The sequence below is a fragment of the Chryseobacterium sp. PET-29 genome (assembly GCF_025736815.1).
GTDB lineage: Bacteria > Bacteroidota > Bacteroidia > Flavobacteriales > Weeksellaceae > Chryseobacterium > Chryseobacterium nepalense.
In genome coordinates this window covers 20,527-33,675 of record NZ_CP107053.1, presented here as the reverse complement: position 1 = coordinate 33,675, position 13,149 = coordinate 20,527, and the positions used below count along the sequence as shown (strand labels likewise).

Here is a 13,149-nt window from a genome sequence, read left to right as displayed (position 1 = left end):
AAAGTTAGGATATATTTAGTCAAAATAAGGTTTCAATTCCTGTAAAAATTTGATTTGTTCGGTAATGTGCTTAACGCTCAATTCAGGATTTATAATGACCTGATCCAAGCTTTTTAAATATTTTTCAGAACTTCCTTTGCCTTCTTGCTGTTCAATTATTTTAGCAATCTGAATATTTCTTACTTTGGAAATTTCACCTTGTTCAATCAGCATCTTGTTCCATAGTTTCAAGTATTTAGAAAGGTTATTTGTTTTATTGATAATGTCAAGATAAGCTACAGCTTCCAATACAGCTTGCTGATCAAAGTCAAGCTCAGGTTTTTGCAAATAATATTCTAAATATTGATGAAGATATTCTATTGTTTCAGGAGTATTATAATAAGCAAGAACCAGAGCATATAAATCTCCCGCATAGCACACTTCACTTTTGAGTAAATGAACACCAATAATGGGTATTTGACTTTCATAATTTTTCAATACAGACAGATAAGCTCCAACTGTTCTGGTTCTCCAATTAAAATCTCCTAAGAGCGCTAAAGTTACATCTTCGGTCAATTCATTTTTCAATTCCAGAAGATAATCTACCCACGAAAGGTCATGGGTATTTCTTATTTTCATATATAATGGAAGAACCCATTTATCGGTAAACTCTTTACTTAACTGAAAATTATTCTGATGACTTTCCAACTGGTTAAAAACAGAAGCATGCCTTATTATTGCTCCTGCTGAATGTAAATTTAATTCTTCCTGAAACTCGTTATTCATGTTAAAATAATGATTAGTCTTAATACAATTTAAATGATAAAATAAACATACTTAAAAAATAATACAGCATTGAAGCACTGAGAAATAAAGTACAGAATATTACATTAAAGCTAAAATATCCACGTATAATAGGAATATTTCCCAATATGGAATTGATTCCGTAAAGCATTAAAAAATATCCTGGAATTAAAAAATTCATCAATACCAAAAAGAAGCAGTTTTGTAATACTTCATCGTAGAAAAATCCGGAAGTTATTGCAATGATGTACAGACTTGAAATAATTGAAACAGCAAAAATTATGGTTACATATATCTTTAACTTCAATTGCTTATTTTCCCTCCTAAAAAACAGAAAATAATGGAAATTTGATATTCCCAATAAAATTGCTATAAAAATTAAAAATTCCTGCATCTTATAAAATTCTCTTTCCCGATTCACTTTCCTTAATCGTCTTTTCCAGTCTTGACAATCTGGTTTTTTCCTGTTTCGCCCGCATGATCCAGTGCAGCATTACTTTTTTATAAGAAGGCGCCTGATTGTTGAAAAATGCCCAGGCTTTTTTGTTGTCTTTAAATTGTTTTTCAAAGTCCGGACTCAATGCAGCGGTTTCATTTTCGTGAGAGTATATTCCTGATTTCTCCTCTTTTCTAAGCTGAAAAGCCTTTTTTCCAGCCTCTGTCATGAGACCTGCATTTGTAAGTTCTTCCATTTTCCTTATATTAACGGCACTCCAGATGCTTGTCGGTTTTCTCGGTGTAAAACGGATGCTGTAACTTTCTTCATCAACAGATCTCCGCACGCCGTCTATCCATCCGAAACATAAAGCCTGATCTACAGATTCCGGCCAAGTTATGGAAGGTTTCCCGGTTCCGACTTTGTAAAATCCGACCAGCAGTTCTTTTTCTGACTGATGGTTTTCTTCAAGCCATTTTCTGAATTTCTGCGGTGTAGAAAAAAAGGTTGGTTTCATGGTTTCAAACTTTCGTCTAAAATACTTATTTTTCTTTACAAAGGTCTTGAAGGATTTCGGGGGCGGGAGCAAAGCTCCCGCCCCCGAAATCCTCTATCATTTAATTTTTTGTGTATAATACAAAAGACCTCATCGAGGTCTTTGTTTTTTAATCTATTTCTGCTTTCAGGAAAAGATCCTGAATCTGTATTTCATCTTCACAGGTTTTTTTAAAGTCTGTTACAAATTCTTTTAAGCGTTCCGGATTGTTGGAATAGGCACAAAACATGTCGGCTTCCGGATCAAATTTAATTTCATCTGCAAGATCGGGCCTTTTTTCTTCTACAAAAACTTTCGCAAGTGAAGCCCAATCGTATCCATTGCCTTCGAAACCTTCATCTTTGCGCCACTCGAAAATTTCGGGTTTGTAGGTTCCTGCATTTAAACATACTGAAAAAGTCTTTTCTGAGGCTACCCAAAAAAAGGGTTTGATTGCCGTTTCAAAATTGTACGCTTCCATACTTTATTATTTTTAAATGATATTAAAGATAATAAATTTTGAACATGGATGCTATTTTATAACATTTATTAACTTTTGGGACCATTTTTATCTTCTTCAGAAAAGAAAAAACAGAATAGCTACTCCTACGAGCTGAGCTATTCTGTAACCAATTTTATTTTTACTAAGATGATTGTAGGTATTAGTTACCGCTGCTTGGCCAAAGACCCTCGTATTTAGAATTTCCGTAGTCGATTGTTTCGGCACTAACAATGAAACTGATCAGCATACTGTTTTCGTCTACAGCGTCAAAGTCTACTTCGTGCTGAATGACATATCCGTTCTCCCAGTTTAATGTGATAAGGGTACCTTCTTCGTGGGATTTATTAAATGTAATTTCACCTGTTGTAGGTTTGTATTTTCCGTTCAGTAAACTTTCCAGGATATCTGATTTTTCAGTGGCTTCTACTGTAACTTTAATTAATGCGTTTGATGGGTCTGAAGCTACTCTACCAGATACGTCCGTTGATCTTGACACACTGTAATTCAGCTTTAATAATTTTTGACCTTCTCCTCCGTTGAATTTTAAAATTCCTCTTGAATTTGTTGCCATGATTTGTAAATTTTAATCGTTAATAATATTTTGTGATTTGGTTGGTTTCGTTGATTTGTTAATTCAAAGATAGATCACAAATTTTAATTCCGAAAATTTTGTAATATTAATTTTATTTTTTGTCGTAATTCTACGATTTGATGTCGTAATTCTACTACAAATGAAATAAAAATTTACATAATAATCTATAAATCATATATTTAAAATTTAAATAAAATTAATACTTATAAAATATCATTATACAATAAAGGGAAATATTAAGATTTATTTAAGGTGATTTTAAAATTGTTTTAACATATAAAATAAAGATCCGGCAGTGATTAGCCTGCCGGATTTTATATCTTAGTTATTTGAGATTTTGAGCTTTCGAATTATCAATATGATTCTTTAAAAGTAAGATCACTTTGATAAATTCTTGTGCTGTCTACAGGAACCTTCTGTTCGTTGACCATGATTTCCATATTGCTGTTGTCCGGCGCTACTTTAATGTTAAGTTTAAAATCTTTTCCTGCTTTCTCCAGCAACTCGTTTGCGTTTTCCCAGTTTAAAAAAACACGGCCTTCATAAGCCTGTCCTTTCCCGGTTTCCCAAAAGAAAGTGATCTCTTTCGGAACAGCCCTTTCTTTCATTGGTGGTTTCATTACCCACGGACGGAGCATAATTTCTCTTTCTCCATTATAATATTCCGATTGTATTTTAAATAAACGAAACCCTTTATTTTCTGAGGTGATATAAGGAGTCCATAAATATCTTTTCTGATAATTTTTCCATTCTTTGGGTGATGCGTCGGGGATAAACATATTTTTTTTGATCTCTTCCCGGGTCTGCGAAATTTTTGAAAACAGCTTATCTGCGTATTTTTTATCGTCTTTTACCACCTCAGCCTGAAATTCACCCAGCTGCACGGAAACATATCCGAATTTAAGCCAGACAACAACCATCCCTTTCGGAGCAAATCCAAATACAAGTGTTCCGAATTTATAGTAAGCCATTCCTGCTTGATTATATTTTTCGTAATAATCAGATTCCTGTTTAATATTGATAAACTCTTTCATCGGTTCATCTGAAGAGTCTGATTCATTGTTGGCATAAGCGCGATCAACAAGTTCCGTTACCTTATCTTTCGGGAAATCTGCTTTAAGATGATAAAAAGTGTCTTCATATCTGGAAAAGTACACAATATCTGCTCCAACAGGCGTTCCCGACTGCTCTGTAAAGCCTTTCCCCGAATCTCCCCATGTTCCGGATGAGCTTCCGTACGGCAAACCGGCAGGAACCCCTTCCAATGTTATAATCTTGTCTTCCACAGGAGTGATAAGATAGTTGTTCCACGGGTGTGAAATCTGTACGTCATATGTTGGCATAGGCATATCATCTTTTTTCTTCATATCCTGACAGTTCATAAGCTGGAGCATTCCCAGAGCAATAATAAGAGTTTTCCATTTATCCATTTAATATATATCTTTTGCGTTCTGCTGCTGTTTTCGGTCCCGAAAATCTAGGTCCCATACCGAATGAATCTTTATTGGCAGACCAATGTAAATACACATTCCTCAGTTTTTTAATATCTATTCCGGAATTCAGGTAAGAATAACTTCCTGCGCGGCTTATATATTCACCTGCCGAAGGATGTTTTCCTGCATTATATTCTTTCACATACTGATTCCTCAGATTATTACAGGAAGCGATATATTTTGCAGTGAGCTTGTTGCTGACATCTGCGATAAAACCATCTTTAATCTGATGATCCGCCACCAGGCCTTCATTATATTTTACCTCAAACTGTTTTGAGTAGTAAAACATGTTATGCAGTGATACCTTGTCGTATTCATTCGATACTTTTTTTCTTCTTCCCCAAAGCTTATATTTTATGGACGCTGTTCGCGAGGGAACTATGCTCGATTCAATAGTGATCTCTTGCGGATTGTACCATCCTTCCTCAATCAGTATATTCCTGAATCTTTCACATTCTCTGCTGGAATTTATTTCCTCATGCAGCAAAACATCTTCTTTATCATTATTTACATAACCACCGCCGATATCTGAGTGTACTCCCGGCAAAGTAAGCTGCAATCCCCTGATTCCTGCACTGTCTATATTGGTAAGGCTGAAATTGTCACGATACTCGTCTGATGAGGCGAGCTGCAACACAAATGATGCGTTTCTCACTGCATTTAGCCCAAGCTGTTTGGAATCATCATCAATAATGCTGAATCCGAATAATGAAGTACCCTTATGATTAACTCCGAATGAAGCAACGGTGTCATAAAGCCCAACAAAATTAAATCGTACCGTCTTAACCTTAAGTTTCTGCTGAATAAGACAGGCGCCGAAATATCCATATTTAAGCAATGGAAAATCGGGTTCGTTAACAATAACATATTGATTGGGTTTCGGTTCGGCATCCGATTTTTCATAATCTTCGGGCGGATATACAAGGATCTGTTTATCTGAAATCTTCTGTGAATTGACGGCTGTACCGGCGATATGCAAAAAATGACGCGCTGCGGCGGCGCCCCTGCTGAATCCGTAAACATTCACTGTGAGGACATCAATCTTTTTCCCCTGGAATTTTTTCTGAACTGCTTCTGCACCTTTTACGCAGCCTTTTGTCGCCTTGGCTTGTACTCCTCTTGCACTTATTCCCATCCCTGCACCTTTAGCCGGGAACAGCCATAAGGTATCGTTATCAGATTTATTATCTACCGTACCGATTCCTTCAACATAATAGGCAACCTGATTTTGTGCATTCGGATCAATGCAATCATAGCCTCTTGCCACGTTACTGAAGTCATTGGCATAGCTTCCTTTTGGCTTATTCTGTTTTGCGCCGGCCTGTGTATTTGTTTTGTTGTTAAGTGTTCCGTCAAAAAAAAGATTCAACGTTACATCAATGGTATTAACAGGCTTGTCATGAGGATTAATCTTCTGGGCGGGATTGTAGGTTACACCAGTCTGATTTCCTTTCTGTTCCACCGAAACTGCGCTGCTGTGGCTGATGCCTTCTTTAGCGTAGGCTCTGTAATTACCGCCTGTCTGGGTAACTGTTTTGCCTTCTACAAAATATTCGATGCTCATGATTAATAATTTTTAGATTTCTCTCCGCTATTATTCTGAACTTCTTTTTCCGAATGATGTTCTACTTTCCCTTCGCTGCTAACCTGAATACCTTTCATCGAAGTAAGCCTATGTTCTTTCTCTCCATACACTTCCATGTCTCCTTTTACGTAATGGCTCATTTTCCCAACGACATTCGTCATGAAATCGGCACCGGTAGAAAGATATTTCATGGATCCCACACTTTCGGTATGATTCACCATAATCGTATCAGATTTATTCATTCCGACGTTGGTGGTCATATTCATTCCGACATTGATATTCATATTCTTACAGTTCAGGGTCATCGTTTCCGGAGCCGTGATGGTGATATTGCTTCCCGTTGTATCCAGATGAATTTCATTTCCTGATTTATCGGTGATAACAATGCTTTCATCTTCCGTGAAAACAATTCTGTGCCCGCTTCTGGTCTGAATGGATTTTACCCTGTTGTCCGCACCGCCACCAAGTCCGACACCGCCGTGAAACATTCCTCCCATCACGAAAGGTCTGTCAGGATGACTGTGTACAAAGTTCACCATAACCTGATCTCCAACCTCCGGAATAGCCACATAGCCTCTGTTCTGGGTAATTTTATCTGTTCCTCCTGCATCCGGACTCATCATCCGGATAAAATGGGTAGTATCATTAGCCTGCCAATCGAATCTCACCTGCACTCGTCCTTGCCCTTCCGGATCCGCATTTGAAATTACGGTTGCAATCTGTGGCTCTGCTTTTGGAGTTTTAAATTCAGGTTTGGGTAAAAATCCGGTATCAGAAGCAATCCCTTCAAAGCTTCCGGTATAATGTCCTCTTGTATCCACTTCATGAGAAACTTCCGTAACCATGATTCTTGTAAAATAGGCAGATTCATTGGTATCTATTTTACGCATCTGGACATCAACCACACATCCCGGGTGTAAAAAAGGAACGGTTGTATTTCCTGATAAAGAAAATACATTAACCGCCTGACTTCCGGATGTGCTTTTCTGTGAATACTCCACATCAAGATGTGTTGCTGCTTTAATAGGAGCAACCTGGAGAGCAGGAGTTTTATATATTTTTTCATTATGGGCATACGCTGTTTTAGCTAAATCTCCTAAGTGCTGAACAGGCGTATCCCCGGATTTCAGCTTTTCATTCTTACTGCTGTTATAGCCGTAAAACTGAGGTTTTGTATGAACTGCTTTTAATTCAACGCGAATGTCATTGGCGCTGCTCCCATATGTTAATTTGATCGGTTTATTCTGAGGCGGCAGTTTGCCGAAATGAAGTACTTCGCCGTCATAATAAAACTGTTCGCCGTAGGCTTCAGCCATTCTCGCCAGATAATTGTAATGCGTTTCGTCGTACTGGCTGCTGTAAATAATCTGGGAATAGTCGTTGGTATCAACTCTCACATCAAAACGGCTGGAATCAATTCCCTGTTTGATGACCTCATTCGCAATAATTCCCATATTCACTGGAGACGCTCCTCCAAAACTTTGAACATGCGGTGCACCGTCCAATAAAATCGTCGGACTGTAACCTGTTAAAACAATATTTCCAAGGCTCATTCTTTCCTGGCTAAAGCCGACACCGGTAATAACTCCTACAAATGTTCTTTCGGGGCTTTTATCAATGTCTTTGTAAGAAATAACGACGGTAAGCCTTTTACCCAGAAATTTATTGGCTTCTTCAAGCGTATGTGTCTGTCGGTCGCCGAGTGCGTCATGAGCAAGCGTAAGACTGAACTCATGGTGCCTTTTCGTACTTTGTGTAAGTTTAAAATGTTTGTAATATTTAATAACTTTTCCTTCAATAACAAGAGAAAGTTTCACCAGCCTGTTGATCCCTGCATGATGATTCTCCGAAATTCCGTCGGCATTCTGAGATGGCCGGAACGAAGGGCTTTTAAGTATATTTTCAGATTCTGTTTTCATAGTACCTGTTATTTGTAAGGTTAAACATTATCGTGTGTGTTCTTACTGTTTGGTGTGGGGTGTATAAGTTTCTTTTATTGATCTCGAGAGAATTTTAGTTTTCTTTAATAAAAAATCCGGCATGATATCTTTCGGCAGATAAAGAGTTCCTTCTCCTTTATTCTGAAGATCTTCGGAAATCCCGGGATTCCAGGTGAGAAGCCTGTTAACGTCCAGATCAAGTTCATCTGCTATAACATTTAAATTAAATCCGGCATTAATATCTGTCTCTGCCAGCTGCTCATTATTTTTTCTGCTTCCGCCATTCACAAAAAATATCGTATTCATTCTGGAAGAATTATAATTACTCAATACACTTTGTAGTTCGCCGGTAGCGTAGCACGCATTGAGGTATTTTTTTACGTGGTTGATGGTTTCTTCCGGTAAAAATTTATAAAATACATGATATTGTGATGAGTTGGCTGCAGTCATCGCTTTTGCAATATTTCCCTCACCACAATTATATGCAGCAACTACCGTTATCCAGTTGTTGTATTTTTTATATAGGTTGGTAAGAGAAACGACTGCGGTTTTCGTGCTTTTGTAAAGGTCATTCCTGTTTTGCTGGGTAAGACCATATTGGTTGGCATGAGAAGTCATAAACTGCCATACGCCTACCGCCCCTGCTCCGGAGGTAATATTCCTGTTGAAATGGGATTCAATTAAAGCAAGATTCCTGAGGTGTTTCGGGAGACCTTTCTGAACAAGAGAATATTCTATAAATTCAACGATTTCCTTATTGGAACTGATAATACTCTTATATTTTCTCACGCTGCTCTCAGAGGTATCTGAAGCAGCAAGAAACTGTGCATTCATGATGTTTGAACACAACAGTAGTATTCCTGTGAGGATAATATTTTTGAGATTTGGTTTCATATACTTATTTAACGTAAATAAGGAATTTAACGTATATTTTTTTGTTTAATCTACTTTCCAGGTTAATTTTTCCTCTTCTGTATTCCAGTCTACGTGAATTGTCTGCCCCGCTTTTACTTCTTCCCGAACGATCATTTTAGAAATAGGCCTTGCAAGCTGAGATCTTATAACTCCCGAGATTTGCCTTGCTCCATATTTGCTGCTGAATCCGCCTAATGCAAGATTTTTCACGGCTTCATCTGAAATTTTCAAGGTCATTCCCAATCTTGTTAATGATGCATGAAGTGATTTTAATTGAATATTAAAAATTCGTTCAGCAATCGATTCGGTAATTGGTGCAAAAGGAATAATTTCTGTAATTCTTGCCAGAAACTCCGGTCTGAAACGTCCCGAATTAGACATAATCTGCATTAGAGAAGATGATTCCGGAACTTTGCCTTCTTCAAACTGCTTTACAATTTCTTCACTTCCGATATTTGATGTAAATAATATCAAAGCATTGCTAAAATCCCCCTCTTTTCCAAGCTTATCATGCACTTTTCCTTCATCCATAATTTGTAAAAACACATCAAATACCGAATGATGCGCTTTTTCAATTTCATCAAACAAAACCACGGTGTAAGGCTGTTGTCTGATTTTATTAACCAACATACCGCCTTCTTCGTAGCCCACATATCCCGGAGGCGCACCGTAAAGAAGCGCTGCAGAATGTTCTTCTTTAAATTCTGACATATCGAAGCGAACCATCGCTTTTTCATCATTGAAAAGCAATTCGGCCATGGATTTTGCCAGCTCTGTCTTTCCGGTTCCGGTAGGTCCGAGAAGGAAGAAAGATCCAATCGGTTGTCCCGGTTTATTCAATCCGCTTCGGTTTTCCACAATAGCATCAGAAAGGATTTTCAGTGCATGATCCTGTCCCACAACCCTGTTCATCAGCAACGATTCCATATTCAGAAGCTTTTCTTTTTCCTGTGCCTGAATTTTTCCGATCGGAATATTGGTTTTCGCTGCCATTACTGCTGCAAGCTCAAGACGATCTACTTTTTCTCGTTTCCTGGCGGCGTGCTGCAAGAGTTCCGCATAGGTATCTTCAATGGTTTTCCGGATCTGCTCTACCGGCATTGAGTTGTCTATCTGCGGCTGTTCGCTGAGCGATCCCCATAAAATCGGGCTGATTTTATCCCTCAGCAAATTATAGGTCCAGATCAGCTCATCAGCTTTATCTTTTTCATCGAAATATTCTTCTTTTAGAATTTCATCATAGCTGTTTTTCCAGCTTTCCAGTTCTTTTTCAGAAAGTTCGTCCAGCATTTTGATCGCGGCCATTGTCCTGTCTAACAAATCAATAGCAGCATCCGGTAATTTTTTACCTTTAGCATAACGTTTAGCAAGGCGCACACATTCGGGCAGAGCCGTTTTTTCCACCTCTATACCATGATGTTTTTTATAACCTTCGAGAAGAACGTCGATCATTTTAACACAGGTTTTCTCGTCCGGTTCATGTACAGTAAGTACTTCGAACCTTCTGTTAAAAGCCTGTTCAGGTTCTATAATTTTCCTGTATTCTTCCTGTGTCGTCGCTCCGATTACGGTGATTTCACCTATTGCGAGTTCCGGTTTCAGTAAATTGGCTACATTTCCGATACTGCCTTTAGGATCAAGAAGTGTATGAATTTCATCGATGAAAAGAATGGCTTTCTCTATCTTTTTGCATTCATTGATTACTTTTTTAAGGCGGTCTTCAATTTCGCCTTTGTATGAAGTCCCTGCTAATAAAGCCCCGGTATCCAGTTCAAGCAAAGTTCCATTTTTAAGCATTTCCGGAACATTTCCTTTTGTAATTTCGATGGCAAATCCTTCTACCAGTGCGGTTTTTCCTACTCCGGGTTCACCAATGATGATAACATTCGGCTTGCTTCTCCTGCAGAGAATTTCCACCAGCATTCTAAGTTCCTTATCTCTTCCGATGATATTTTCAATTTCTCCTTTTCTGGCCTGCGCTGTGCGGTCGACACAATAATTTTTAATAGAAGGAAATGAATTATCGGAATAATCTGATCCGTTTGAAAACAAAGAAGAGAATTCCTGATTTCCTGAATTTTCATATGGCGTATCTTTCCTGTACAGGCTGAAAATTTCGTGCTCCCGGAGCGGCAGTGATTTCAGTTGCTGCAGTGAAAAAGCCACCTGCGGTTTTACAATTGCTGTCAGAATGCAAATCGGAGTGATCTCATCCAAACCAAGCTTTAAACGGATATCATCAGCTTCTTCTACGATTGTATCTACTGATTCATCTTCTTTTACCTCATCCGGAAGATGAGTTGTCTTGGGATAATCTTCGATTCGTACATCTGCCCATTCATAGAAATATCCGGGATCTTTATCGATGCTTTTCAAAAAATCCGAAATGCCGATGTCTTTATGCATTAATGCCTGAAGAATATGCGGTCCGCCGAACGTTCCGTTATAATTCTCTTTCGCGATAGACTGTGCGATATGAAATAGCTGTTTTACTGTATCATTGGTTACTAGTACTCCCATTGCGATTTTTTTCTCAGATTAATATTTTTTGTGGTGTGGTAATTTTCACCGGTCATATTTCGCTAAACAGCAGCAAAAATTAATCCATAACCTCCTGAAAATTTTACCTTTCTACTAATATATCAGTTTTTTTTGAGAGTAGAAAACATATGTTTTTTTTGAAACAGCAGCAGTAATAATTTAAATATAATAAACAGCTGCTGATAATGGTAAAAAAAGACCGCCTCGTGATGACAGTCTTTCCCTTATGAATATTAAATTACGTCTGGTTTTAGCTTGAAGGCCAAAGTCCTTCATACTTAGAATTTCCGTAATCAATTGTTTCTGCACTGATGATAAAGCTGATCAGCATGCTGTTTTCGTCTACGGCATCAAAATCTACTTCGTGCTGGATTACATATCCGTTTTCCCAGTTTAATGTGATCAATGTGCCTTCTTCGTGGGATTTATTAAATGTAATTTCACCTGTTGTAGGCTTGTATTTTCCGTTGAGTAAACTTTCCAGAATATCTGATTTTTCAGTTGCTTCTACAGTTACTTTGATGATTGCGTTGGAAGGATCTGAAGCTACTCTGCCCGATACATCTGTTGATCTTGACACACTGTAGTTCAGCTTTAACAGTTTTTGACCTTCTCCTCCATTGAATTTAAGAATTCCTCTTGAATTTGCTGCCATGATGGTAAATTTTAATCGTTAATAATATTTTGTGATTCGGTGATTGTGTAACAAAGATAGGAGGGCAAAATTTCTTAGAAAAGTTTTTTCACAACTATCTGATATTTTGTAGTAATACTACGATTTGATGTCGTAATTCTACGACAAATGATTTAACATACATTTAACATATCCCTGTTTATGAGGCTTAAGACAATTCTGACACAGTAAAGAAACTCGAGTTTTTAAACCCAAATTGAAAGACAGTATAATGGAGGTCTATATTTTTAATCAATCCTGTTTTTGTATACAATGTATATTTTCCGGAAAATTCTATGTCACTTTCGGAGTATTGAGGATTCTGAAGTATTACAATTTCATTATCGTATTCCGGATTTTCAATTTTCTGCTGAAGCGTAATGTCCGTATTCTCTTCCCCCACAGACTGCTGAAAAAAAGATTTTCCATTTGCAAACGGATTTCTTAATGATGCAAAATAGTTTTTAATGAAGACATCATTTTTCATTCTTGAATTAAAAATACTCCTGTTCCGAACAGCTCTTTCAAATTCATAGAGATAAATTTCCGCGTATTTATCCGGGAAAAGATCTGACAAACGTTTCATAATTTTTTCAAAATGATCCATCGTCTGCTGGGTAAGCTGTATGCTCACCAGATTTCCTTTGAGATCTGTTTTAATTTCCAGTGGATTAAGCGAGCGGATGGATTCTGAAGCCAGATCTGTCATTATATTTCCCTGTCCGTCTGAAAAATTATTTTTAAAAAGATGAAAAATATGAAAGCCGTTTTCGTTTCGCATCCATTTTAAAGAAACCGTATAGGTAAGAACAGCATGTCGTTTTTCAAGCTCATTTTCATATAGTTCTTTATTAACCACAGCATATATTCTGCTGAAATTTTCCGGACTGAAGGGAATTTCAGGGTTGAGTTTGGGATTTTTAAAGGGGGCATCATTAAGGCTGTTGTATTCTCGTACTTTATTTATGCCGGGAATAATCAGCTTTTTTCCGGGAATGAGTGTATTCTGTATAAAATCTTCCCTTGCACAATGGGTATTGTGAAATTCTTTCAGGTATTTCGGATTTTCAAGATGAATTTCTTCAGATATGCTTTCCAGCGTTTCCCCGGAAAGTATAAAATGAACGATCATATATTCTGTTTTTGGCTTACCA

General features: G+C 37.6%; 11 protein-coding genes. All 11 read right to left on the bottom strand.

Annotation, left to right across the window (positions count from 1 at the left end; translation table 11 throughout):
- Nucleotides 1-15: 15 nt before the first annotated feature.
- Nucleotides 16-765 (bottom strand): DUF6000 family protein, encoded by a 750-nt coding sequence (locus ODE14_RS00140; protein ID WP_263602496.1) that lies wholly within the window; start codon nt 763-765, stop codon nt 16-18.
- A 413-nt stretch (nt 766-1,178) separates the two neighbouring features.
- Complete coding sequence (locus ODE14_RS00135) at nt 1,179-1,736, bottom strand: YdeI/OmpD-associated family protein (RefSeq protein ID WP_263602495.1); 558 nt, start codon at nt 1,734-1,736, stop codon at nt 1,179-1,181.
- A gap of 148 nt (nt 1,737-1,884) precedes the next feature.
- Nucleotides 1,885-2,235 carry an immunity 51 family protein gene (locus tag ODE14_RS00130; protein WP_169232548.1) on the bottom strand — a complete coding sequence of 117 codons (351 nt, stop codon included), beginning with the start codon at nt 2,233-2,235 and terminating at the stop codon, nt 1,885-1,887.
- 181 nt (nt 2,236-2,416) lie between these two features.
- Nucleotides 2,417-2,827 carry a type VI secretion system tube protein TssD gene (gene tssD, locus ODE14_RS00125; protein ID WP_248394481.1) on the bottom strand — a complete coding sequence of 137 codons (411 nt, stop codon included), beginning with the start codon at nt 2,825-2,827 and terminating at the stop codon, nt 2,417-2,419.
- A gap of 374 nt (nt 2,828-3,201) precedes the next feature.
- A complete protein-coding gene (locus ODE14_RS00120) occupies nt 3,202-4,278 on the bottom strand; it encodes a DUF2931 family protein (protein ID WP_263602494.1) in 1,077 nt (358 codons plus the stop codon).
- A complete protein-coding gene (locus tag ODE14_RS00115) occupies nt 4,271-5,905 on the bottom strand; it encodes a T6SS phospholipase effector Tle1-like catalytic domain-containing protein (protein WP_263602493.1) in 1,635 nt (544 codons plus the stop codon). Before ODE14_RS00115 ends, ODE14_RS00120 begins: the two co-directional genes overlap by 8 nt.
- A 2-nt stretch (nt 5,906-5,907) precedes the next feature.
- Nucleotides 5,908-7,845 (bottom strand): type VI secretion system Vgr family protein, encoded by a 1,938-nt coding sequence (locus tag ODE14_RS00110; protein ID WP_263602492.1) that lies wholly within the window; start codon nt 7,843-7,845, stop codon nt 5,908-5,910.
- 42 nt (nt 7,846-7,887) lie between these two features.
- The gene (locus tag ODE14_RS00105) at nt 7,888-8,760 is read right to left on the bottom strand and encodes a lytic transglycosylase domain-containing protein (protein ID WP_263602491.1); all 873 of its coding nucleotides are present in this window, start codon (nt 8,758-8,760) and stop codon (nt 7,888-7,890) included.
- A 45-nt stretch (nt 8,761-8,805) separates the two neighbouring features.
- Nucleotides 8,806-11,301, bottom strand: a complete 2,496-nt coding sequence (locus ODE14_RS00100) for an ATP-dependent Clp protease ATP-binding subunit (RefSeq protein ID WP_263602490.1) — start codon at nt 11,299-11,301, stop codon at nt 8,806-8,808.
- A 271-nt stretch (nt 11,302-11,572) separates the two neighbouring features.
- Entirely contained in the window at nt 11,573-11,977 is a 405-nt protein-coding gene (tssD, locus tag ODE14_RS00095; protein WP_029296853.1) for a type VI secretion system tube protein TssD, read from the bottom strand.
- A gap of 187 nt (nt 11,978-12,164) precedes the next feature.
- Nucleotides 12,165-13,127: a hypothetical protein gene (locus ODE14_RS00090; protein WP_263602489.1), complete on the bottom strand. Its 963-nt coding sequence runs from the start codon at nt 13,125-13,127 to the stop codon at nt 12,165-12,167.
- Between the last annotated feature and the right edge of the window lie 22 nt (nt 13,128-13,149).